Genomic DNA, 22,278 nt, shown 5'->3' with positions numbered 1-22,278 from the left:
TCGCGAAACACGGACTCCGGTGTCCTGGGGTCATGCAGAACACGACACTGAACCACGACATGCGAGGCCTCTCACGGGTGCTGCTCGCCGCCACGACCGCCGCCCTGCTCGTCGCCGGCCTGACCGGGTGTTCCGGATCCGACGCATCGACCGCCGGCCGGGCCGCCGGAGCCACGGACGCGTCCGGTCTCGGCGCGCAGTGGGGCTCCTGCATGCGCGCCGCCGGTTTCGCGGTCGAGGACCCGAGCGACGACCAGGTGCGCTCAGGGACCGTCCTCGCTCCGCAGGGTGGCCACCAGCAGGCCTTCGGGACCGCGGCCGCGGCGTGCTCCTCGGACCTGGGCATCGAGCAGATCGACTCCGCCGAGAAGGACAGGTGGACGCGGGAGTACGCCCGGGTGGCCTCGTGCATCCGGGACGAGTTCCCGGACTACCCCGAGCAGGAGCCCGGCGGCCTGGCACTCGGACCGGAGGAGTACCCCCGCGCGCTGGAGGACGGCTTCCAGGAGCGCGCCGACGAGTGCCTCCGGAAGTACTCCCCGGACACCCGGAGCCAGACCGCCGGATGACCGCCCACAGCCACAGCCACAGCCACGGCCACGGCCACGGCACCGACCCCGAGGAACAGACCATGACCAGAGGAACGACCCCGAGGCGCACGCGACCTGCCCGCGTCGTCGTCGCCGCGACCTGCCTGGTCGCCGTGCTGGGTGCCGGAGCGGCCACGTGGGCGCTCCTCGACCTGCCGACGTCCAGCCAGGCCGCCGAGACGGACACCGGCTCGACCACGACCGGCACTGCGACCACGACCGGCACGCCGACGTCGATCGGCACGGTGACGAAGGGTGACCTCGTCGCGTCGACGACCATCGCCGGCACGCTCGGGTACGGCACCCCGGTCGCCCTGCCCGGTGCGGCGGCCGGCACCATCACCTGGCTGCCGAAGCCCGGGCAGGTCGTCCACCGCGACGAGCCCCTCTACGCGGTGGACGAGCGTCCGGTGCGGGCGATGCACGGCACGACCCCGCTCTGGCGCCCGCTCGTGACCGGGACGACGGGTGCCGACGTGCAGCAGCTCAACGAGAACCTGGCCGCCCTCGGCTACGACGTGGCCCAGGACGATGCCTTCGGGCGCCGCACCCTGGCAGCGGTGCGACGGTGGCAGGCAGACCGCGGGCTGCCGGTCACCGGTCGGATCACGGCGGACCAGATCGCCTTCGTCGACGGGGACGTCCGGGTGGCAGCGGTCACCGGGCAGCTCGGCCGTCCGGCCCAGGGTGAGACCGAGGTGCTGCAGATCACGAGTACCGAGCGTGTGGTCACCGCGACCGTCGCCCAACGCGACGCCGAGCAGGTGGCGGTGGGCACCACGGTCGAGGTCGTCGTGAACGGTGCCGGCGGCGCGCTCCCCGGCGAGGTCGTGGACGCGGTCCCGACCGAGTCCGACGACGGCTCCCAGGACGTGGCGGTCACGGTCGCGTTCGACGCGGGGGACCGGACGTTGCCCTCGGCCGGGTCCGCGCAGGTGATCGCACGGAGCGAGACAGAGCACGACGTGCTCTCCGTGCCGGTGTCGGCACTCGTGGTGACCGGCGACGGCGACGGGCACTACGCGGTCGATGTGCTCCGCGGGTCGGGCGAGACCCGGCGCGTCCGGGTCGAGGTCGGCTTCGTCGCCGACGGCCGCGCGCAGGTCACCGGCGACGTCCACGAGGGCGACGAGGTCGTGGTGCCCTCGTGAGCGACGTGGTGCTCTCCCTCGACGACGTCTCGCGGCGGTACGGGGACGTCCAGGCGCTCCGCGGGGTCTCGCTCGAGGTCCGCCGCGGGGAACTCGTCGCCGTCGTCGGACCGTCCGGCTCGGGCAAGTCCACGATGCTCAACATCGTCGGCACGCTCGACCGACCGAGCTCGGGCACGATCGCGATCACCGGCCAGGACGTCGGTGCGATGCGTGACGACGACCTCTCCGCCCTCCGCGCCGAGCACATCGGGTTCGTCTTCCAGCACTTCCACCTGCAGGCCGGCGCCACGGCCTGGGAGAACGTGGCCGACGGCCTGCTCTACTCGGGGGTCCCGCGTCGGGAGCGGCGCGACCGGGCTGTCGCCGCGCTCGGCCGCGTCGGTCTGGACCACCGCGTGGACCACCGGCCCGGACAGCTGTCCGGCGGCGAGAAGCAGCGGGTCGCCATCGCCCGGGCCCTGGTCGGGGAGCCGACCGTGCTGCTGGCGGACGAGCCGACCGGTGCGCTCGACACCACGTCCGGCGCGGCGGTCGTCGCACTGCTCCGGGAACTCAACGCAGCGGGGACGACCGTGCTCGTCATCACGCACGACCTGGACCTGGCGGCCTCGCTGCCCCGCCGGGTGCGGATGCGCGACGGCCGGCTGGAGAGCGACACCGCGGACACCGCCGGCGTGACGGGGGCCGCGCCCACCGCACGCACCGGGGCCACCCGATGACCGCCCGACGCACCCTCGGCCCGGGTGACCTGCTCCGCCTGGGCGTGTTCGGCCTCCGCACCCGCCCGACCCGTGTCGTCCTGTCGGCGCTGGGCATCGCGATCGGCATCGCCGCGATGATCGCGGTGGTCGGGATCTCGTCCTCGAGCAAGGCCGCCCTCGACCGCGTCCTCGACACGCTCGGCACGAACGTGCTCACGGCGACGCAGGCGCAGGGCTTCGCGGACGTCCCGCCACTGCCGGCGACGGCGGTCTCCTCCGCACTCCGGCAGGACGCGGTCCTCGACGCCGCCGGAGTCGGCACGGTCACGGACGGCCGGGCCTACCGGAACCCGTTCATCCCGGCGGCGGAGTCGAAGGGCATCGGGATGCTCGCGGCCTGGGGCGACGTCCCCGCGGTCCTCGGCGGCGCTGTCGCCTCGGGCCGCTGGCTCGACACGACCGCGGACGCGCCGGCGCAGGTCGTGCTCGGCTCCGCCGCGGCCCGGAACCTGGGCATCGAGCGCGTCGACGCCGCGACCCGGGTGTGGACGGGCGACCGCTGGGTGCAGGTCGTCGGGGTGCTCGAGCCGTTCGGTCTGGCGGAGGACCTGGACAACCAGGTCTTCGTCCCGCGGGGCCTCGCCACCGAACTCGGCTTCGACGGGCACCCGACAGCGGTCTACACACGGGTCGACCCGGACGACGTGGCACGCGCCCGGACCGTCCTGGCCGACGCGATCAGCCCCGGCGCGCCCCAGGACGTCGGAGTGACGCGGCCGTCGGATGCCCTGGCCGCGAAGAACGCCACCGACGACTCGTTCACCGGCCTGCTCGTCGGCATCGGCGGGGTCGCCCTGCTGGTCGGCGGCATCGGCGTCGCGAACACGATGGTCATCACCGTGCTCGAACGCCGGGCCGAGGTGGGCGTCCGACGGGCCCTCGGTGCGCGTCGAGCCGACGTCCGCAACCAGTTCCTGGTCGAGTCGCTGCTGCTGTCGTTCCTCGGCGGGGTCGCCGGCGTGGTGATCGGCCTCGGCGTGACGATCGCCTTCGCCCTCAGCCAGGGGTGGCCGGTGGCCACACCGCTCTGGGCGGTCGCCGGGGGGCTCGGCGCGACCGTGGTGATCGGTGGCGTCTCCGGGCTCTACCCGGCGAGCCGGGCGGCGCGCATCCCACCCACGAGCGCGCTCGCGGCGGTGTGAGGGGCGAGTGCGCTCGGCCCGGTGTGCGTCGCACGGACGGGAGGCCCGTCACCGGTCCGGCGGGCCGGTGGCGGGCCTCCCATCCGTCGCCGCCAGCGCGGCCGCTCCTGCGATCGTGTTGGTTCGGGTGCGGAACAGTTGCGTTCGTGTTGGGTTCGGACGTACAGTTCTCGAATCCCACGCGAACGAAGGAGTTCGGGCATGTACGCAACCGAGCGGCACGAGGCCATCGCCGCCGCCCTGCAGTCCGCGGGCCGCGTCTCCGTCGCCGACCTGGCCGACCACTTCGACGTCACGACCGAGACCGTCCGACGCGACCTCGACGCCCTCGAGACCGCCGGCCTGCTGCGGCGCGTGCACGGCGGGGCGGTCCCCGTCGAACGCTCCAGCCTGGTCGAACTCACCGTCGCCGAGCGCGAGGGGCAGCACGGTCCGGAGAAGACCGCGATCGCGCGGGCCGCGATGCGCCTGGTGCCGCCGACGTTCACCGGTTCGATCGCCCTCGACGCCGGCACCACCAGCGGCGCCGTCGCCACCGAACTCGCCCGGTGGGAGCCGTCCACCGCGGGCGCCACCATCACGGTCATCACGAACTCGGTGCCGATCGCCGCGACCCTGCAGCACAGCGAGCACGTCGAACTGCACCTGCTCGGCGGCCGGGTGCGCGGGGTCACGAGCGCCGCCGTCGGCACCGCGACGGTCGACCAGATCGGCGCCCTCCGCCCCGACGTCGCCTTCATCGGTACGAACGGCCTGTCCGCCGGGTTCGGACTGAGCACGCCGGACGAGTACGAGGCCGCCGTCAAGGCCGCCTACGTCCTGGCCGCTCGCCGCAGCGTGGTGCTCGCCGACGCCGCGAAGCACGGGGTCGAGGCCCTCATGCGGTTCGCCCGGCTCGACGAGATCGACACGCTCGTCACGGACCAGACGCCGCCGGCCGACCTCGGCGGAGCGCTCGCCGACGCCGACGTCGAGGTGATCGTCGCATGAGCACCCCGACCGCGCAGCAGCCCGGTCGCCCGATCGGCGGCCGCATCGTCACCGTCACGCCGAACCCGTCGCTCGACCGCACGATCGAACTCGCGGGTGAACTGCAGCGCGGCGCGGTCCAGCGGGCCACCCGGTCCACGGCCGAGCCCGGTGGCAAGGGCGTGAACGTCTCCCGGGTCGTCGTCGCCAGCGGTGGGGACACCGTCGCGGTGCTGCCCGGCGACGAGCTCGACCCGGTGCTCGTCGGCCTGACCACCCGGGGCATCCCGACCGCCGCGTTGCCGATCGGTACCGCACTCCGCTCGAACGTCACCGTGACCGAGCCGACCGGCACCACCACGAAGCTCAACGAGCCGGGCCCCTCGCTCGCCGGCCGCCTCGACGCCCTCGCCGACCTGGTGGCGACGACCGCCGGGCCGACCCCGACCGGACCCGCCGCGCGCTGGGTCGTGTTCGCCGGGTCCCTGCCGCCCGGACTCCCCGACGACGCCCTCGCGGTGCTCGTCCGGGCCGTCCGGCAGCGCCACGGCGACGAGGTCCGGATCGCCGTCGACTCGTCCGGTGTCCCGTTCACCGCGCTGCTGCAGTCCGGCGAACGGATCGACCTGGTCAAGCCGAACGCCGAGGAACTGGCCGAGGTCGTCGGCGGCGACCCGGAGCAGTACGAGCAGGACCCGGAGCGCGCCGCCGCCGCAGCCGCACGCCTGCGGGAGCGCGGCGTCGACACCGTCCTGCTGACCCTCGGCAGCGCCGGAGCCGTCCTGGTCGACGGCACCGGCTCGTGGACCGCAGCAGCACCCCGGATCACGGCCCGCTCGACCGTCGGTGCGGGCGACTCCGCGCTGGCCGGGTACCTGCTCGCGGAGGTCGCCGGCGGCCCGCCCGAGCGTCGACTGGCCCAGGCGGTCGCCACCGGAGCCGCCGCCGCCGGACTGCCCGGCAGCGACGTCCCGGCCCTCGACGCCACCGATCCGGACGCGATCGTCGTCCACCGCCTCGGCCCACCGGCGAGCCCGGTCGGCTCGCCGCCGGCCCCCACCGGCGCGACGGCACCGGTCGATGCGTCCGTCCCCGTCCCGCACGGCGCCTGACCACCCGGTCCGTCGTCCCTCCCGGTCGTCCCGGCCACCCGTCCGGTCCGACCGCCCCCACCAGCACAGCCCCCGGCGCCCCGCGCCACTTGCGAAGGAGCAACCCATGTCCGCTGCGCACAGCACCGGCACCAGCGCCGGCAACGGTGCCGACCTGATCGGCGTCGACCTCGTCGGCCTCGACGAGGACCTCGGTGCCACCTCGGCCGACGTCATCCGCGTCCTGGCCGACCGGATCGCCGCGACCGGTCGAGCCGCCTCCGGTGACACCCTCGCCGCCGATGCGATCGCCCGCGAGGCGAGTGTCGGCACCGGCGTCCCGGGCGGCATCGCCATCCCGCACGCACGGTCGACCTCGGTCACCACACCGACGCTGGCGTTCACGCGCCTCGCCCGCACGGTGCCGTTCGGCGCCCCGGACGGCGACGCCGACGTCGTGTTCATGATCGCCGTGCCGGAGGGTGCCGACAAGGACCACCTCACCGTCCTCTCCACCCTGGCCCGTGCGCTGATCCGCGACGACTTCACCGCCGCCCTCCGTGCCGCTGCGAGCCCGCAGGAGATCGTCGACCTGGTCGACCGCGAGGTCAGCGGCGAGGTCGCCGCAGCCGGCGTCGGGACCGGGGGACGAGCCCCCGGACCGTCGACGAGCGAGCCGACCACCGCGTCAGCCGCTGCCGCCTCGTCGACCCCCGCAGGTGGCGACGGCGCCGCCGGTCGCCGGAAGGTCATCGTCGGCGTCACCGCCTGCCCGACCGGCATCGCGCACACCTACATGGCCGCAGACGCCCTCGTCGCCGCCGCGCAGCGCGCCGGTGCCGAGATGCACGTCGAGACGCAGGGGTCCTCGCAGGTCGAGCCCCTCGACCCGGCGCTCATCGCCCGCGCCGACGCCGTCGTCTTCGCGGTCGACGTCGACGTCCGTGACCGCAGCCGCTTCGCCGGCAAGCCCCTGGTCTCCGGACCGGTCAAGCGCGGCGTCGACGAGCCCGACGCGATGATCGCCGAGGCCCTCCGCGCCGCCGACGACCCGACGGCCGCGCGGGTCTCCGGTTCCGCGGCGGAAGCCGGCACGAGCACCGCGAAGGACGAACACTTCGGACAGTCGCTCAAGCGCTGGCTGCTGACGGGCGTCTCCTACATGATCCCCTTCGTCGCGGGCGGCGGGTTGCTCATCGCGCTCGGCTTCCTGCTGTCGGGCTACGGCATCGCGCTCACCCACGGCGACGACGGCGTGAACAACGCGGTCTGGGCTCTGCAGCACTCCACGCTCATCGACCTGCCGCCGCAGGGGCTCGGCTACTACCTCGGCGCGGCCGCGTTCGAGATCGGCTCGGTCTCGCTCGGGTTCCTCGTGGCGGCCCTCGCCGGGTACATCGCCTACGCCATCGCCGACCGCCCGGGCATCGCGCCGGGCTTCGTCGCCGGGTCCATCGCCGTCTTCATGAACGCCGGGTTCCTCGGTGGCCTGGTCGGCGGTCTCATCGCCGGTGCCGCCGCGTACTGGATCGGCCGCATCCCGACGTGGCGCTGGCTGCGCGGGCTGATGCCGGTCGTGATCATCCCGCTGTTCGCGTCGATCATCGCCTCCGGCCTCATGCTGCTGGTGCTCGGTGGGCCCATCGCGTGGCTGATGACGCAGCTGACCGGGTTCCTCAACTCGCTGTCCGGTGCCTCCGCGGTGCTGCTCGGGATCATCCTCGGGCTGATGATGGCGTTCGACCTCGGCGGGCCGGTCAACAAGGTGGCGTACGCGTTCGCCGTCGCCGGCCTCGGAGCCGGCACCGCGACGAACGTGGTGCCGTTCGAGATCATGGCCGCGGTGATGGCGGCCGGCATGGTCCCGCCGCTCGCCCTGGCCCTCGCCTCCACCGTCCTGTACCGCAACGGCTTCACGAAGCCCGAGCGGGAGAACGGCAAGGCCGCCTGGCTCCTCGGCGCCTCGTTCATCTCCGAGGGTGCGATCCCGTTCGCCGCCGCCGACCCGCTGCGGGTCATCCCGGCCTCGATGGTCGGCGCCGCGGTGACGGGAGCGATCTCGATGGCCGCCGGCGTGACCTCGCGGGCACCGCACGGCGGGATCTTCGTCTTCTTCGCGATCGGTGACGTCCTGATGTTCGTCGTCGCGATCCTGGCAGGGACCGTGGTGTCCGCGCTGGTGCTCGTCGCCCTGAAGAAGTGGGTCCGTCGTCGCCCCGTCGACGAGGCCGCTGCGGGCAGCGAGGCTGCCCTGGCCGGCGAGACGGTGGGCCAGCGCGCGCCGGTCGCCGCATAGTCAGATACGAGACGCTCGCGTCCCGTGTTGACGCCGGTGTGCCGGTGACGGAACCGCGCAACGAATTGGAGGCCCGGTGCCAGGTAGCACCGGGCCTCCACCCCGTTTGGGGGTGAACAAACCGGGTGTTCGAAACCGTGACGTGCCAATAGTCTCTCCTCATGGCACGAGTAGAGCAGGACCTTGCGGTTCGGAGTGAAAGCGTTCAACGGCTGTATGGTCTATATATTGCAGATCGATTCGAAGTCAACCGCCGCTACCAAAGAAAATTAGTTTGGAGCGTCGAGGAGAAACAGAAGCTTGTCGACTCGATGTTGCGTGATCTCCCCTTACCACTCTTTCTCGTAGCGGAACTCACGACGGGTACAGATGCCTCTTTGGAGCTGATTGATGGCCTCCAGAGGCTCAACGCAATCTTTGCGTTCTTGGAGAACGAATACCCGATCAATGGCAAGTACTTTGATCTTGACGCGCTCGCTGATACCAAACTGATGAAAGACGAGGGAAGGCTCGAGCAGAAAGAGCCTAAACTCGAACGCGAGGCATCAACTGACTTTGTAAATTACACGGTCGCATTGTCGGTCTACCGGGCGGCGGATCAGGCGAGCATTGAAGAAGTCTTCCGGAGGATCAATTCCGGCGGCCGCCGCCTTTCACGGCAGTCTCTTCGGCAGGCGGGTACAGTATCGTCGCTTGCAGATCTCGTACGCGTTTTGTCTTCCGAGATTCGAGGCGACACTTCTCCCACCGATTCCGTGCCGCTCCGTCGAATGCCTCAACTGAGCATCAGCAACTACGACCTCGACTATGGAGTCGTGGTAGATGAGATCTTCTGGGTCGAGAACGGCATCCTTCGTCGCGAGGACGTGCGCGAATCCCTTGACGAGCAACTCATTCTTGATCTGTTAATCGACGTCACGATTGAGCCAACTCCAAGTTCTGGCACCCGTGTGCGCGATGCTTACTATAGCTATGGAGACATCGACTCCGCTGAGTCTGCAGAAGCAGTTGCGATTGCCGCGTCTATCGATCTCAAGGGGGCAGGAGCAATCAAGATCGCCTTCAAGCGAGCCTATGATGCGGTTCGGACCGTCGTGAGAAAAAGCGACAAGAAATTCTCGAACCTCGTTGGAGCGGGCCCGGGAGGGCGCAATCCGCGATACTTCCACATCACTTTCCTTGCATTTTATGAGTTGATTAACGTCGATCGCCTGCGACTTAACGACGTCGATAAAGCGGTCAAGGCGTTGACGAAAATTGGAGGAGCCGCACTCAACGTGCCGGGGGGCGGTGGGGACTGGACTGCAAAGTCCAAGCGCGCGACCGTAGATGCAGTTAAAGGGGTGTTGCGATCGTCGTTCGAAGGGCCTGTGGATGGGGATGATTTAGGCTCCTTTGGCTATGCGAGTCAGCTCGAGGTCTTGCTTGGAAATGCTCGGGTCGAGCAGCAGCTCTTTGATTGTAAGCAAGGGCTTTTCACGCTGGCCAGTAATGATAGAAAGTTTGACCCGGGCGCTTTGGCAACCATTGCTCGGACTCTGGCTGCGATGGCTAACATGGGCAAAGGCGCTGTTGGCTACGTAGCGGTCGGGATTGCAGACGATAAAAAAGACGCCGAGCGAGTGGAAGAACTCGACGGTGTGAACGCTATCGAATACCGAAAGTTTTTGGTTGTTGGAGTGGAGCGAGAGGCGCTGCTAGCGGGAAAGCCGCTTAATGACTACTGGCATTGGATCACTCAAAAATTGGCCGGAGTGGGGCTTGATCCCGCGCTTCTTAGCCAAGTTCTTGCTAACGCGCGGCTAGTTCCCTACGAAGGCCGAGTCGTCCTGCTCTTCAAGGTCAGCGCACTAGCCGCTCCCATCTTTTTCGAGGGACAACTCTGGGAGCGCGCCGGTTCGCAGACTGTGCTGGTGCAGCAGGCGGACTACGCGCGGGTTTTTGGGGCCTTCACGGCATAGACGGAAACACACGACGGACGGGAGGCCCGGTGCCAGCTGGCACCGGGCCTCCCGTCCGTCGTGTGGTCGCGACGCACCGCCGGCCGCGCGTCGGGCGGTCACGTCACGTCGCTGGCGTGGCGCCCACACGTCGGAACCTGACCGCTCGGCGGAACCGAGCGGGATGTCGCGACCGCGCGACGCGCGCTACTCGGCGATGTTCGCCGTCACCGCGTCGATGTGGGCGGCGCGCTCCTCCCGGGAGCTCGGACGACCCGGCACGCCCGGCCGCTCCTCCCACGGCAGCGGCCCGGACTCGTGGCGGTACTCGATGCCGAGGGCGTCCAGGCGGCCCAGGTGCTCCGCGAGACGCTCGCGGAAGTCCGCGACGTCCCGGGGTCCTGCCACGTCCGCCGACCACAGCGCCTCGGACAGGGCGACCACGCGCGGGAACAGCTGGTAGTCGAGGCGTCGGACGGTGTCCACGTGCTCGGTCCACATGTTCGCCTGCCCGCCGATCACGTGCGCCCGCTCGTCCTCGGTCAGGGACTCGGGCACCGGGTCGAACGCGTACACGTCGTCCACGGTCAGCACGATCGACACCGGGATCGGCTCGTTCGGCAGGTCGCTCTGCCGGTAGTCCAGGTACACCTGGTCGTCCGGGGTGGAGATGACGTCGTGCCCCCGGCGCGCCGCCGTGACCGCACCGCGCATGCCCCGCCACGAGACGACGGTCGCGGACTGCGAGAGCGTGCCGCCCTCGAGGATCTCGTCCCAGCCGAACGCCCGTCGCCCGTGCGACTCGATGTGTGCCGCGAGCTGTCCGACGATCCAGGCCTGCAGCTGCTCCTCGTCCTCGAGCCCGAGCTGCCGGATCCGCTCCTGCGTCCGCGGGTCGTCCTTCCACTGGTCCTTCGGGCACTCGTCGCCGCCGAGGCCGATGTACGCCGACGGGAAGAGCGCGATGACCTCGTCGAACACGTCCCGGAAGAACTGCACGGTGCTGTCGTCGGCGTTGAGGACGTCGTGTGCCACGCCCCACTCGGTCCACACCTCGACCCGGCGCTCCGGGTGCACGCCGAGCTCCGGGTAGGCGGCGAGGGCGGCACGGACGTGCCCGGGCGTCTCGATCTCCGGCACGACGGTGACGAAGCGGTCCTCGGCGTAGGCGACGATCTCGCGGATGTCGTCCTGCGTGTAGAAGCCGCCGTGCGGGCGGCCGTCGTACCCGGCGACACGCAGCTCCCCGTCGGCGTCCGGGACGTGCGCGCCGACCTGGGACTCGCGTCGCCACGAACCGACCTCGGTGAGCCGGGGGTACTTCTTGATCTCGATCCGCCAGCCCTGGTCCTCGGTGAGGTGGAAGTGCATCCGGTTGATCCGGTGCGCCGCGAGCTGGTCGATGACCCGCAGGACCTCCGCCTTCGTGCGGAAGTGCCGGGCCACGTCGAGCATGACGCCCCGCCAGGCGAACGCGGGGGCGTCCTCGACGACCGTCGCCGGCAGAGTCCACGCGGCCGTCCGCACCTGTCCTCGGCGGTACACGTCGGTCGGCAGCAGCTGCAGCAGGGCCTGGACGCCGTAGAAGACCCCGGCAGCGCCGCCGCCCTCGACCGTCACGCCGTCCGGCGTGACGGAGAGGCGGAACGACTCGTCGCGGCTGCCGCCCGGTCCGGCCGGCAGCCCCTCCGGCGCCGCGGCGATCCGCAGGGCGATCGCGGGGGCGTCGGAGTCACCGGTGCCGGAGAGGGGCAGTCGGGTGGAGGCTCGGAGCACCTGCTGCAGGTACTGTGCGGTCGACTCGGTGGCGGGCTCGGCGCTGATGCGCGTGCGCCCGTCGATGGTGAAGGTGCCGGACGAGTCGTTCCGGGATCGCGGTCGGGGGATCAGCATGTCGGTTCACCATTCCTCAACGGTCTTTCGTAATGTGGAGATTATGGCGACGCACTCGAGCATGTCAACGGTCGGCAGTTCCCCGGCCCTGCTCCGCAGGATGAACTCCCGCGCGGTCCTGGCCGAACTGTTCCGGGCCGGACCCGACGCCGGGGACCCGGGCCGCGCCTCCCGGACGGTCACCGAACTCGTCGCCGCGGTCGGCCTCACGCGCCCCACCGTCGAGGCCGCCCTGACCGACCTGGTCGCCGAGGGCTGGGTCGAGGAACTCAAGGCCGTCGCGACGCCGAACCGCGCCGGGCGACGCGCCCGACGCTTCCGGATCGACGCGCGAGCCGGGCTCGTGCTCGGCATCGACCTGGGCCTGCACGCCGTCGTCGGCGTGCTCGCCGACCTGCACGGCGACGCGGTCGCCCGCACCGAGCAGTTCGCCCCGACCCTGGCCCCGATCGACCAGGCCGTGGCCGCCGTCCGTGAGGTCGTCGACCGCCTGGTCGGGAACCTGCCACCCGGGCGCCTGCTCGCCGTCACCGTCTGCGTGCCCGCCGTCATCGACCGCGCCGGACGGATCGTGCACACCGTCGCCGCGCCCGAGTGGCAGAGCGGCGGCATCACCGACCGCATCGCCGCCCTCGTGCCGGACGCGGTCACCGTGTTCGAGAACGACGCGAAGGCCGCCGCCCGCGCCGAGGCCGCCTGGGGGCGGCTGCACGGCGTCCACGACGGCCTGCTCCTGGTGATGGGCCGACAGATCGGCGCCGCCCTCGTCGTCGGCGGTGCCGTCGCGCAGGGCGCACACGGCGCGGCGGGCGAGGTCGGCGGACTCGTCGCGACCGGGTGGCCGGCCGCGGCGCGCGCCCTGGAGGCACGGACCGGTCCCGGCGCGGCCGTCCCGTCCGCAGGTGACGACGGCCGTGCCGCGGTGCGGGCGCTCGCGGCCGACGTCGCTCCGGGCGTCGCGCAGCTCGTGGCGGCGGTCGACCCCGAGGTCGTGGTCGTCGGCGGTGAGGTGCTGCCGGACGGCGAGGAGTTCTGCACCGCCCTGGCCGGGGAGCTCGAACGCATGCCGGGCCTCGGGCTGCCGGGGACGCCCGGGGTGGCGGTGGTGCCGTCCGGGCTCGGGCGCGACGCCGTGTCGCGGGGCGCGGTGGCGCGGTCCCTGGCGACCGCCCGGGCCGAGCGGCTCGGGCTCGGAGCGGGGCAGCACGCCGGCGTGGCCTGACGCAGCGCTCGCCGACGCACACCGGAGTCTGTCAGCCCACTCAGGCAGGGTGACGGGATGACGACTGCCGTGCCCTCGACCGTCGCCCACGTCGGCGTCCCGACCGCGTCCTCCGGATCAGGGGGTGGCCCGGACCCCGACATCGGCGGGCTGACCGGTCTGGTCCTGCAGGTCATCGACGCGATGGGGGAGTGGGGCGTCGCCCTCATGCTCTTCATCGAGACGGTGTTCCCGCCGATCCCGTCCGAGGTGATCCTGCCCCTCGCCGGGTTCCTCGGCGGCGCCGGCCGGATGGACCTGACCCTCGTGCTGGTCCTGGCCACCGCCGGGTCGACCGTCGGCGCACTCGTGCTCTACTGGCTCGGCGCGGCGATCGGCTTCCACCGGACCGTCCGCTGGTTCGGCAAGCTGCCGCTCGTCGACGAGGACGACTTCCGGAAGGCCGCGTCCTGGTTCCACCGGCACGGCAAGAGCGCGGTCTTCTTCGGCCGCCTGGTGCCCGTCGTCCGCAGCCTGATCTCACTGCCCGCGGGCGCCGACCGGATGCACCTCGGCACGTTCACCCTCTTCACCGTGCTCGGCAGCGGACTGTGGAACACGATCCTGGTCCTCGGCGGCGCGGCCCTCGGCACCCAGTACGAGCGCATCGAGGCCTACACCGACTGGATCGACCGGGCCGTGTACGCGGCGGTCGTCGTCATCGTGGTGGCGTTCGTCGTCCGCCGGGTCCGACGAGGCCGGGCCGCAGCGCGGTCGACCGCGTCGGAGTAGCGGACCGACCGCGTCGCGGGAACGAGCCCTACGCCTTCGTCAGCGCCGACTCCTTGTGGGCGGCCTTCTTGCCGGACTTCTCCGACTCGATGATCCAGTAGGGGTCGTCGTCGGTCGGCTTGAAGGACTGCCCGTCGAACTCGAAGTCGGACGTCTTCTTCTCGACGAGCTTGCCCGTCGTCTTCCCCTGGGACGTGTTCCAGTGCACTTCGTCGCCCTTGCGCATGTCGGCCTCCCGCCTCGTCCGGACCGGCTGTCCGGAGCCTGGACGGTACCCGGGCGGCACCGGCGGACGCCGACACCATCCCTGATGCGCAGTTGTGACCCGGAGGCGGGTCACATTCGGGTAACCCCGCCTCGGTCCGCCGGGCCCGCGCGTACCGTTGTCGAGGAGTCACACCGCCAGGACCGAGGCGGATCCGGACTCCCGAGGGATCGATCGACACCATGAGCTTGGCCACCGGCAGTGCGCGAGCGGACACCGTCCTGGCTGGACGGTACCGCCTCGTCAAACTGATCGGCACGGGCGGCATGGGCTCGGTCTACGAGGCCCGTGACGAGCACACCTACCGGGCCGTCGCGGTGAAGATGTTCGCGACGCCGGAGCGCATGACCACCGCCGACCGGGTCCGCCAGGAGCGCGAGATCCGCCTGCTCAGCATGCTCTCGCACCCGGGGCTCATCCCGCTGTACGACGCCGGCACGCACGACTTCGAGGACGGCCCACACCGGTACATCGTGATGGAGCTGATCGCGGACGCCACGCTCCTGCGCCGACTGGCCGAGGGGGCGTTGCACAACTACGAGGTCGCGGACCTCGGCGCCCAGCTCGCCGACGCCCTGGCCTACGTGCACTCCCGCGGCATCGTGCACCGGGACGTGAAGCCCGCCAACATCCTGCTGAGCGACGAGGGCGCCTCCGGGTTCGTCCGCACCGTCAAGCTCACCGACTTCGGCGTCGCGCACTTCGTCGACGGCTCGCGCCTGACCAACGACGGCACGATCATCGGCACCGCCGCCTACCTGTCGCCCGAGCAGGTCGCCGGTGAGCCGATCAGCTACGCCACCGACGTCTACTCGCTCGGGCTCGTGCTGCTCGAGGCGCTGACGGGCGACCAGGAGTACTCCGGCACCGTCATCGAGGCGGCCCTCGCCCGGCTCCGACGCGACCCGCACGTCCCCGACTCGGTCGCCTCCGAGTGGCGAGAGCTGCTCATCCTGATGACGGCACGCGACCCGGCCCGCCGGCCAACGGCCGTCGCGGTCGCGCGGGCACTCCGCGGCGGGTCGACGCAGGTCACCGGTCCGGTGCCGCTCGGCCCCGACCGGGAGGTCCGCCGCCGGGAGCACCGCATGCACCGGGCCGCCCACCGGCACGCCCGGCGCGGCACGTTCGACGTGGTGCGGCGCTGGCGCCGACGGAACGTCCTGGCGGCGTCGGCCACCGCGGTCGCGGTCGCAGCGGCGTGTGTCGGCTCCTACGTCGTCGGCGCACTGCACTGAGCAGGCTCGGACTCATCGCCCGCGGCAGGCGATCAGGCAGGATGGGTGCATGAGCGACCAGCGATGGATCAAGATCTGCGGCCTCTCCACCCCGGAGACGGTGGACGCCGCCGTCGAGGCCGGCGCGGACGCCGTCGGCTTCGTCTTCGCCGCCGGCAGCCCCCGCACGGTGACCGCCGACACCGCGAAGGAGCTCGCCGAGCGCCTGCCGGACGGCATCGACGCCGTCGGGGTGTTCCGCGACCAGCCGATCGACGAGGTGGTGGGCATCGCCTCCGCCGTCGGGCTCACGACCCTGCAGCTGCACGGCCGCGAGTCAGCGTCGGACTTCGCCCGCGCCCGTGACGCCGGGTTCTTCACGATCCGCGCTCTCGCCGCCGCGGACTACCTGGCCGAGACGCCCGAACGACGTGCCTCGTTCGACCACGACCTGCTGCTGCTCGACGCGGCCGTCCCCGGCAGCGGGCACCTCGTCGACCCGGCGACCCTCACCGGCACCGTCGACGAAGCGTGGATCCTCGCCGGTGGGCTCACCCCCGAGAACGTCGCGGGTCTCGTGCAGCGCCTCGACCCCGACGGCGTGGACGTGTCGAGCGGCGTCGAGTCGGCACGCGGCGTCAAGGACGTGCGCGCGATCCGGGCGTTCGTCGAGGCGGTCCGCAGCATCCCCTGAGGTGGGGGAACTCTGAGGCGGGGGATCCCTGAGGCAGGGGAACTCCGAGACGTGGGGCGCGCCTCCCGGCCGGTTCGGTCAGGCCGGTCAGACGGTGCGGAGCGTCGGGATGAGCGCGCGGAGGAACACGTCGGTGTCCTCCCAGCCCTCGACGGCGTGCGTGGGCACGCCGAGGGCCTTGACCGGGTAGTCGTTGCCCTCCGGGTCGAGGCGGTCGCCGACGAACAGCATGTCCTGCAGGGCGACGCCGGTCAGCTCGGCGAGGCGCTGCATGCCGTACGCCTTGTCGATGCCCTTCCGGGTGATGTCGATGCTCGTGGAACCGCCGGAGCGGACCTCGAGGTCGGGGAGCTCGGCCTGCACGAGTCGACGCAGGTCGTCCTTCTTCGCACCGGTCGGGTCCCAGAGCTTCTTCACGTCCACGGGAGCCGACTGACCCAGGGCGGAGAACGTGATCTGCGAACCGCGGTCCTCGAGGATCGCGCCCCAGGTCTCGGACTCCCAGTAGCCGGCGGCCTTCGCCTGGGCCTCGACCGCGGCCAGGGCACGCACCTTCTCGTCGTCGGTGAGGTCCTCGGCGTACTGCAGCGCCCAGTCGTCGGCGTCCCACCGGTAGTAGCGCGTGCCGCACGTCGGCATGAGGTGCAGCTCGTCGAGCCGCAGGCCGTCGCGCCTCCGCAGCGGGGAGACGAGCTGCTGCTCGAACTGCTGGAAGTTCCCGCCGCTGATGACGGCGACGGGAACGACCTCGAGCAGGGACGCGAAGGTCTCGAGCATCTGCGGATCGAGCGGGGACTTCGACGGGGCGAGCGTGTCGTCGAGGTCGAAGGCGACGAGGCGAGGTGCAGGCATACCGTCGATCATGCCAGGCGTCTACTCCTTGACGAGGACGACCTCGTCGAGGGGGAGGCGGGTGCGCGGGGCGACCTCACGCTCGGCCGCCTTCTCGTCGAGCTGCGCGGCGTCGGCGACGTGGCCGATCGCGGTGACCGTCACCGGGACGAGGTGCTCCGGCAGGTCGAAGGCGGCGCGGACGGCGTCGACCTCGAAGCCGCCCATCTGGTGCAGGTGCAGACCCTCGGCGTGCGCCTGGACGGCGAGCGCTGCGATGGACTGGCCGAGGTCGTACTCCGCCCAGCGTCGCTCGTCGCCGTCGGCGGTCACCGGCTCGGCGATCGCGACCAGGAGTGCGCCGGCGCGGTGCGCCCAGGCACCGTTGAAGCCCATCAGCGTCGCGTGGATCGCGTCGAAGGTGCGGGTGCCGCGGCGACCGACGATGAACCGGCGGGGCTGCGTGTTCGCGGCGGACGGCGCCCAGCGAGCGGCCTCGAGGAGCGCGTCGAGCTGGTCGTCCGAGATCGTCGCGGTCTCGTCGTAGGAGCGCGGGCTCCACCGTTCCTCGAGCAGGGGCACGAGGGGCTGGCTGGAGTCCGTGGAGCGGGAGAGCGTCGTCTGCGTGGTCATGGTTGCCCGAACAACCGCCCGGGCGTCACTATTTCCGTCCGGGCCTGCGAGGATGGGCAGGATGAGTGGTGTCCTGATCGGCTTCGCGATCATCGGCGTCGTCATCGCCACCGGCTACGGTGTCGGTCGCGCCGGACTCCTCGGGCCGCACGCGCAGTTCGTGCTGAGTCGGCTGGCGTTCTTCGTCCTCATGCCGTGCCTGCTGTTCCACACGATCGCCACCGCGGACGTCCGGACGCTGTTCTCCCCGATGCTCGCCGTCTCCGCGATCACCGCGCTGTCCGTCGCGGCCGGCACCGCCCTGGTCTTCGCGCTCGTGCTCCGCCGACCGCTCACGACCACGACCGTCGGCGCCCTCGCCGCCTCGTACTCGAACGCGAACAACATCGGGCTGCCCGTCGCCGTCTACGTCCTCGGACAGGCGACCGCGGTGGTGCCGGTGATCATGCTGCAGCTCATCGTGATGGCGCCGATCGCGCTGACCGTCCTGGACGCGGCCACGGCCTCCGGCGGCGGGTGGCGGCGCCGCGTCCTCGGACCGCTGTCGAACCCGCTCATCATCGCGTCGCTGCTCGGGCTGCTCTGCTCGGTGACCGGCGTGCACCTGCCGGATCCCGTGCTCGAGCCCTTCGTCCTGGTGGGCGGTGCCGCGGTCCCCGTCGTGCTGCTCTCGTTCGGCATGAGCCTGCACGGTGCCGCCCCGCTGCGCGATGCCGCCACCCGGGTCGACGTGCTGCTGGCGAGCGGCGTGAAGCTCCTCGTGATGCCGGCGGTCGCCTTCCTGCTCGCCCGGTACGTGTTCGGGCTCGACGCCGAGCACGTGTTCGTGCTCACCGTCCTCGGCGGACTGCCGGCGGCCCAGAACGTCTTCAACTACGCGCAGCGGTACGGGGCGGCGGTGCCGGTCGCGCGGGACGTCGTGCTCCTCACCACGGTCGGATCGGTGCCGGTCCTGGTGGGGATCGCGGCGCTGCTGCACCCGTAGGGCGGAAGGCGCGGGGCGGGGCCGCCACGCGCCTCCCGTCCGGCGGCGGGCTGCGCTCAGCGACCGCCCTCGACGCCGTCGATGCTGACCGCGGCACCGTAGTCGAGGCTGACGGACTGGTCCGCGCCGACGGCGATCCCGTCCAGGAGCTGCTCGACCGTGTAGTCGTGGACACCGCCCGCGTTCGGGGCCGGGACGTCCACGGCGAACGCGCCGCCCGCTCGGTCGCCGCCAGCGGTGACCGGCGTGCCGACCGGGGCGCCGTCGCGGAGGAGCTGGACGGTGGCGCCGGGCACGGCGGTACCGGTGACCTGGGCGGGCCGGGTCACGTCGTCGTCGAAGTGCTGGTCCACGTCGGCGAGTGCGGCGGCGTCGAGCTGGACGGTGCGCTCCTCCTGGCCGACGATCGAACTGCCGACGAGCTGTTCGACGACGAGCGTCTGCGCCACGCCGACCGGCAGGTGGCGCAGCGTGGTCGTCCACGTCGAGTCGTCGCCGGCAGCCCGGGTGGCGGCGGTCTCGATCGGTGCTCCGTTGATGGTCACGGTCGCCCCGGGGATCTTCGTTCCGGCCAGGGTGACGCTCCGGTCGGCGACGTCAGCGACGGGCTCCTCGACGGACCACGAGTCGGAGTAGTCGTCCTCGGCCGCGAGCTGTGCCGCGTCGTCGGACGAACCGAGCGCGACACGACCGTCCTCGCCGAGCGTGAGGTACCGATCGCGGTTCGACCGCGACTGCAGGACCGTGCCCCCGGCTCGTTCGACGGCGGTGAACTGCTGTGCCGTCGTGGAGGTACGGCAGGTCGAGAGGATCACCCGTCCGTCCGCGGCGGCGTTGCTGCTCGGCTGGACGCACCGGTTGCCGTTGACGACGACCTGAGCGGTCCCGCCGGTCTTCGGGATCGCCCACGACACCGTCTCGGCCGTGGCCTGCTCGGTCGGCTTCGACGCCCAGGTGATGTCCTGCAGGAGCCCCGTGCCGGCGCGGACCGGGGTCAACGCCACGGACTCGCCGGCCACGGGACTCGTGAACAGGGCGCGACCGCCGCGGAGGTCCTTCTGCTCGATGATCGGCCAGTCGAGCGTCGGGTCGGCCGGACCGACCGGGGGCTTGCCGCCTCCCTTCGGCTGGACGGTGACCTCGTCGTTGTTGTGCGTGATGGCGACCGTCGCCCGGGGGAAGGTCCCGGCGAAGGAGATCCCGAAGGCCCCGTCCGCTCGTGCGGTCGTGCGGTGCTCGTCCCCGCGGACGTCGACGACGCGGACGTCCGCGCCCGGGTAGGTCGTGCCGACCACCGTCAGCTGGCGGATCGACGGGTTCTTGTCCCAGAGGGTGACGTCGTCCGGCGCGGTCAGGGCCTTGCGGACCGTGATGGCAGCGGGGCTGGTCTGACGGTCGTCATCGGTCACGACGAAGGCGTCGATCTCCCAGAGGCCGTCGTCGACGGTGAAGTCGACGTCGGTGGTGCCGGCGGCGACCGTGGTCGTGGCGATCACCTCGTCGTCGTCGGCGTTCCACGGGTCGTTGCGGTCGACCACGGTGAGCGTGCCGTCGGCGCTGGACTCGACCGAGGCCGTCACGTCGTTGCGGTCGACCTCGAAGCGGGGTCGGGTGCCGTCGGTGCTCGCGGGCGCGGCACCGTCCACGGCGGTGATCGTGGTGCTGCTGCCCGGGATGACCGGGAGCTGGGGGACCGTGGCGGTGGTGCGGGCACCGGGTGCGCTGGCGACGTCGGCTCCACGTGTGGCGGATGCCGTCTCCGGCGCCGTGGCGGTACCGGCGCAGAGCGCGGCGGTCAGCACGGCGGTGCCGAGGAGGAACGGGTGGTACTTCACGAGTGGCCTTTCAGAGCGGAGAGGGGGGGACGGTAGCGGTCGTGCGGTCGCGCGGTCAGGGGGCTGCGACGTCGTCGATGCTGATGCCGGCGCCGTAGTCGATGGTGACCTCGGCGGGCGTCCCGACCACGGCGCCACCGAGGACCTGCACGACGGCGAACTCGTGCGCACCGGCCGCGTTGGGTGCCGGCACGTCGAGGGCGAAGGACCCTGCGGCATCGCCGTCGCTCGCAGCCGTCGTCGTGGCGTCCTCGACCGGGACCCCGGCGTCGAGGAGCTGGATCGTCGCGCCCGGTTCGGCGTCACCGGTGATCTGGGCCGGCAGGGTGACGTCGTCACGGAACGAGCTGGTGACGTCCGACAGGTTCCCGGCGTCGAGACGGACGGTCTGCTCGCTGCGGGCGACGACGACGCCGTCGATGAGCTGCTGCACCTCGACCGTGCGGTCCTGCCGGACCGGCAGGTCGTGCAGCGTCGTGCTCCACGACCCACCCGCGGTGACGGTACGAACACCCTTCGCGCTGCCCGTACCCGCGCTCGTGCTGGTGCCGTTCTCCACGGGGACGCCGTCGACCGTGACGAGGGCGCCGGGGATCGCGGTGCCGGACAGGCGCACGGACCGATCCACGACGGACGGCGTGGGCTCGGCGACCGACCACGAGGACTCGTACTGGTCGACGTAGGCGAGGACGGCGGCATCGGCCTCGTCACCCATGACCACCGTGCCGTCTGCCCCGAGGGTCAGGTAGCGGGACTCGTCCGATGCCAGGCGCAGCAGTGTGTCGCCGTCGCGCAGCACCGCGGTGAAGGTCTGGCTCGGGTCGCCGTCCTCGTCGCGGATGCAGGTCGCGGACCGGAGTGAGCCGTCGCCGCCGGCGGTGACGCAGGTGTTGCCCTCGAGGATGATCGGCCCGGACACGTCGACGTTCGGTATCGACCAGCCGACGGCGTTGTTGCCCGCGACGTCTTCCGGGCCGAGACGCCACTGCAGCCCCGCACTCGTCGCGGAGGTGAGGTACGCGCTCTCACGACCTCCTTCGCCGCCGACGAAGAGACCGAACAGGGAGCGGAGGTCTCCGAGGTCCACGATCGGCCACACCAGGGACGGGTCGCCCTCGCCCGGCTCGACCTGTTCGAACGGGACGACCTGGGTGCCGTTGGTGAGCTCGTTGTGCTCGACGACGACCTGCGTGCGCCCGGTCGACCCGAAGTAGCTGATGCCGAACCGGCCGTCCCCTCGGGATCGGGTGGAGTACCGGTCGCCGTCGCCGGTCACGATCTCGACGCGCTCGTTCGCGTAGGTCGACCCGGTGACGGTGATCCGCTCGTCCGTGCTCCCTGCCACGTCCGAGGAGGTTCCGGCGAGGTCCTGGACGTCCTGGCCGCCGACGGCGAGCGTGAACCGCTCGGGCCGGGTGCGCTGCCCGTCCGCCGTGACGACGTACGCCGAGTAGTCCCAGTTGCTGTCCGGCACGGCGAAGGAGACGTTGCTCGTGCCGGCCTCGACCGGGGTCTCGAGGACGACCGCGTCGTCGGTGGGGTCGTACGGGTCACCGTGTTCGACGACCGTCAGGGTGCCGTCGTGGCTGGAGCGCAGCGAGAGGTCGATCGGGACGTCGTTGTCGATGTTATCGTCGTCGTCCACCACGACCCAGAGCGGCAGGTCCTGCCCGTAGTCCGTCTCCCACTCGCCGTTGACGGTGAGGAGCAGGGTCGCGGAGCCGGGGAGGTCGGGGTACTCGGGGATGATCTCGCGCTGGGCTCGAGAGTCGTGCGCTGCGGTGGCCGTCGCCGCCTTCGTCGCGGCGGTGTCGGCGGGGGCGGCGTCCGCGGTACCGGCCAGCGCGAGTCCGGAGGCGATGGTCGCGACGAGGGCGGTGGCGCCCGCGAGGGTGGGTCGGTTGTGCACTGTGGTCCTTCCCGAACAGCGGAGTGCTGCTCGTCAGGATCACAACTCTCTCATGTCAAATGTAAAATACATCGACTGTG

General features: G+C 71.6%; 19 protein-coding genes. 13 read left to right on the top strand and 6 right to left on the bottom strand.

Translation table 11 applies throughout. From position 1 onward, the window contains the following. Nucleotides 1-32: 32 nt before the first annotated feature. The 8 genes from E9228_RS07745 (at nucleotide 33) to E9228_RS07710 (ending at nucleotide 9,964) form a co-directional block, all read left to right on the top strand. Nucleotides 33-569 carry a hypothetical protein gene (locus E9228_RS07745; RefSeq protein WP_166779977.1) on the top strand — a complete coding sequence of 179 codons (537 nt, stop codon included), beginning with the start codon at nucleotides 33-35 and terminating at the stop codon, nucleotides 567-569. A gap of 62 nt (nucleotides 570-631) precedes the next feature. Beyond that, entirely contained in the window at nucleotides 632-1,741 is a 1,110-nt protein-coding gene (locus E9228_RS07740) for a peptidoglycan-binding protein (RefSeq protein WP_166779976.1), read from the top strand. After that, nucleotides 1,738-2,463, top strand: coding sequence for an ATP-binding cassette domain-containing protein (locus tag E9228_RS07735; RefSeq protein WP_166779975.1), 726 nt, complete (start codon nucleotides 1,738-1,740; stop codon nucleotides 2,461-2,463). Before E9228_RS07740 ends, E9228_RS07735 begins: the two co-directional genes overlap by 4 nt. Next, the gene (locus E9228_RS07730) at nucleotides 2,460-3,647 is read left to right on the top strand and encodes an ABC transporter permease (RefSeq protein WP_166779974.1); all 1,188 of its coding nucleotides are present in this window, start codon (nucleotides 2,460-2,462) and stop codon (nucleotides 3,645-3,647) included. The genes E9228_RS07735 and E9228_RS07730 overlap by 4 nt, the downstream gene beginning before the upstream one ends. Nucleotides 3,648-3,848: 201 nt before the next feature. Further along, nucleotides 3,849-4,637 carry a DeoR/GlpR family DNA-binding transcription regulator gene (locus E9228_RS07725; protein ID WP_166779973.1) on the top strand — a complete coding sequence of 263 codons (789 nt, stop codon included), beginning with the start codon at nucleotides 3,849-3,851 and terminating at the stop codon, nucleotides 4,635-4,637. Then, nucleotides 4,634-5,728 carry a 1-phosphofructokinase family hexose kinase gene (locus E9228_RS07720; protein WP_166779972.1) on the top strand — a complete coding sequence of 365 codons (1,095 nt, stop codon included), beginning with the start codon at nucleotides 4,634-4,636 and terminating at the stop codon, nucleotides 5,726-5,728. Before E9228_RS07725 ends, E9228_RS07720 begins: the two co-directional genes overlap by 4 nt. Nucleotides 5,729-5,834: 106 nt before the next feature. Next, nucleotides 5,835-8,003, top strand: coding sequence for a PTS fructose transporter subunit IIABC (locus E9228_RS07715; protein ID WP_166779971.1), 2,169 nt, complete (start codon nucleotides 5,835-5,837; stop codon nucleotides 8,001-8,003). 161 nt (nucleotides 8,004-8,164) lie between these two features. Continuing rightward, nucleotides 8,165-9,964 carry a DUF262 domain-containing protein gene (locus tag E9228_RS07710; RefSeq protein ID WP_166779970.1) on the top strand — a complete coding sequence of 600 codons (1,800 nt, stop codon included), beginning with the start codon at nucleotides 8,165-8,167 and terminating at the stop codon, nucleotides 9,962-9,964. Between the two features lie 186 nt (nucleotides 9,965-10,150). On the opposite strand, the gene E9228_RS07705 is transcribed toward E9228_RS07710, so the two are convergent. Beyond that, the gene (locus E9228_RS07705) at nucleotides 10,151-11,836 is read right to left on the bottom strand and encodes a beta-N-acetylhexosaminidase (RefSeq protein WP_166779969.1); all 1,686 of its coding nucleotides are present in this window, start codon (nucleotides 11,834-11,836) and stop codon (nucleotides 10,151-10,153) included. A gap of 43 nt (nucleotides 11,837-11,879) precedes the next feature. Here E9228_RS07705 and E9228_RS07700 point away from each other — a divergent pair, with 43 nt between their 5' ends. Both E9228_RS07700 and E9228_RS07695 read left to right on the top strand, forming a co-directional pair. Beyond that, nucleotides 11,880-13,058, top strand: a complete 1,179-nt coding sequence (locus E9228_RS07700) for an ROK family protein (RefSeq protein ID WP_166779968.1) — start codon at nucleotides 11,880-11,882, stop codon at nucleotides 13,056-13,058. A gap of 57 nt (nucleotides 13,059-13,115) precedes the next feature. Then, nucleotides 13,116-13,829, top strand: coding sequence for a DedA family protein (locus E9228_RS07695; protein ID WP_166779967.1), 714 nt, complete (start codon nucleotides 13,116-13,118; stop codon nucleotides 13,827-13,829). A 28-nt stretch (nucleotides 13,830-13,857) separates the two neighbouring features. Here E9228_RS07695 and E9228_RS07690 read toward each other — a convergent pair whose 3' ends face one another. Then, on the bottom strand, nucleotides 13,858-14,055 hold the full coding sequence (locus E9228_RS07690; protein ID WP_166779966.1) for a hypervirulence associated TUDOR domain-containing protein: 198 nt from the start codon (nucleotides 14,053-14,055) through the stop codon (nucleotides 13,858-13,860). A gap of 221 nt (nucleotides 14,056-14,276) precedes the next feature. Between E9228_RS07690 and E9228_RS07685 the strand changes: the two genes are divergently transcribed. Both E9228_RS07685 and E9228_RS07680 read left to right on the top strand, forming a co-directional pair. Continuing rightward, nucleotides 14,277-15,332, top strand: coding sequence for a serine/threonine-protein kinase (locus E9228_RS07685; RefSeq protein WP_166779965.1), 1,056 nt, complete (start codon nucleotides 14,277-14,279; stop codon nucleotides 15,330-15,332). 49 nt (nucleotides 15,333-15,381) lie between these two features. Then, complete coding sequence (locus tag E9228_RS07680; RefSeq protein ID WP_166779964.1) at nucleotides 15,382-16,005, top strand: phosphoribosylanthranilate isomerase; 624 nt, start codon at nucleotides 15,382-15,384, stop codon at nucleotides 16,003-16,005. Between the two features lie 87 nt (nucleotides 16,006-16,092). Here E9228_RS07680 and E9228_RS07675 read toward each other — a convergent pair whose 3' ends face one another. Both E9228_RS07675 and E9228_RS07670 read right to left on the bottom strand, forming a co-directional pair. Continuing rightward, nucleotides 16,093-16,857: an HAD-IIB family hydrolase gene (locus tag E9228_RS07675; protein ID WP_166779963.1), complete on the bottom strand. Its 765-nt coding sequence runs from the start codon at nucleotides 16,855-16,857 to the stop codon at nucleotides 16,093-16,095. Between the two features lie 21 nt (nucleotides 16,858-16,878). After that, on the bottom strand, nucleotides 16,879-17,469 hold the full coding sequence (locus E9228_RS07670) for a nitroreductase family protein (RefSeq protein WP_166779962.1): 591 nt from the start codon (nucleotides 17,467-17,469) through the stop codon (nucleotides 16,879-16,881). Between the two features lie 61 nt (nucleotides 17,470-17,530). On the opposite strand from E9228_RS07670, the gene E9228_RS07665 reads away from it, so the two are divergent. Then, nucleotides 17,531-18,454: an AEC family transporter gene (locus E9228_RS07665; protein WP_166779961.1), complete on the top strand. Its 924-nt coding sequence runs from the start codon at nucleotides 17,531-17,533 to the stop codon at nucleotides 18,452-18,454. Nucleotides 18,455-18,510: 56 nt separating this feature from the next. Here the strand turns inward: E9228_RS07665 and E9228_RS07660 are convergent, their stop codons facing one another. Both E9228_RS07660 and E9228_RS07655 read right to left on the bottom strand, forming a co-directional pair. Then, entirely contained in the window at nucleotides 18,511-20,289 is a 1,779-nt protein-coding gene (locus tag E9228_RS07660; protein WP_166779960.1) for a hypothetical protein, read from the bottom strand. A gap of 55 nt (nucleotides 20,290-20,344) precedes the next feature. Continuing rightward, entirely contained in the window at nucleotides 20,345-22,198 is a 1,854-nt protein-coding gene (locus E9228_RS07655; protein ID WP_166779959.1) for a hypothetical protein, read from the bottom strand. Between the last annotated feature and the right edge of the window lie 80 nt (nucleotides 22,199-22,278).

Origin of the sequence: Curtobacterium salicis, from assembly GCF_011759505.1 — a bacterium.
Taxonomy (GTDB): Bacteria; Actinomycetota; Actinomycetes; order Actinomycetales; family Microbacteriaceae; genus Curtobacterium; species Curtobacterium salicis.
The sequence above is the reverse complement of the archived record's forward strand: the minus strand, read 5'-3'. Positions and strand labels throughout refer to the sequence as shown.

What these genes read in the sequence shown, in the direction of transcription:
- E9228_RS07705 (WP_166779969.1), bottom strand. Translation starts at nt 11,836, where the DNA reads ATGCTGATCCCCCGACCGCGATCCCGGAACGACTCGTCCGGCACCTTC.
- E9228_RS07730 (WP_166779974.1), top strand. Translation starts at nt 2,460, where the DNA reads ATGACCGCCCGACGCACCCTCGGCCCGGGTGACCTGCTCCGCCTGGGC.
- E9228_RS07675 (WP_166779963.1), bottom strand. Translation starts at nt 16,857, where the DNA reads ATGCCTGCACCTCGCCTCGTCGCCTTCGACCTCGACGACACGCTCGCC.
- E9228_RS07710 (WP_166779970.1), top strand. Translation starts at nt 8,165, where the DNA reads ATGGCACGAGTAGAGCAGGACCTTGCGGTTCGGAGTGAAAGCGTTCAA.
- E9228_RS07690 (WP_166779966.1), bottom strand. Translation starts at nt 14,055, where the DNA reads ATGCGCAAGGGCGACGAAGTGCACTGGAACACGTCCCAGGGGAAGACG.
- E9228_RS07725 (WP_166779973.1), top strand. Translation starts at nt 3,849, where the DNA reads ATGTACGCAACCGAGCGGCACGAGGCCATCGCCGCCGCCCTGCAGTCC.
- E9228_RS07665 (WP_166779961.1), top strand. Translation starts at nt 17,531, where the DNA reads ATGAGTGGTGTCCTGATCGGCTTCGCGATCATCGGCGTCGTCATCGCC.
- E9228_RS07670 (WP_166779962.1), bottom strand. Translation starts at nt 17,469, where the DNA reads ATGACCACGCAGACGACGCTCTCCCGCTCCACGGACTCCAGCCAGCCC.
- E9228_RS07685 (WP_166779965.1), top strand. Translation starts at nt 14,277, where the DNA reads ATGAGCTTGGCCACCGGCAGTGCGCGAGCGGACACCGTCCTGGCTGGA.
- E9228_RS07715 (WP_166779971.1), top strand. Translation starts at nt 5,835, where the DNA reads ATGTCCGCTGCGCACAGCACCGGCACCAGCGCCGGCAACGGTGCCGAC.
- E9228_RS07740 (WP_166779976.1), top strand. Translation starts at nt 632, where the DNA reads ATGACCAGAGGAACGACCCCGAGGCGCACGCGACCTGCCCGCGTCGTC.
- E9228_RS07720 (WP_166779972.1), top strand. Translation starts at nt 4,634, where the DNA reads ATGAGCACCCCGACCGCGCAGCAGCCCGGTCGCCCGATCGGCGGCCGC.
- E9228_RS07745 (WP_166779977.1), top strand. Translation starts at nt 33, where the DNA reads ATGCAGAACACGACACTGAACCACGACATGCGAGGCCTCTCACGGGTG.
- E9228_RS07700 (WP_166779968.1), top strand. Translation starts at nt 11,880, where the DNA reads ATGGCGACGCACTCGAGCATGTCAACGGTCGGCAGTTCCCCGGCCCTG.
- E9228_RS07680 (WP_166779964.1), top strand. Translation starts at nt 15,382, where the DNA reads ATGAGCGACCAGCGATGGATCAAGATCTGCGGCCTCTCCACCCCGGAG.
- E9228_RS07695 (WP_166779967.1), top strand. Translation starts at nt 13,116, where the DNA reads ATGACGACTGCCGTGCCCTCGACCGTCGCCCACGTCGGCGTCCCGACC.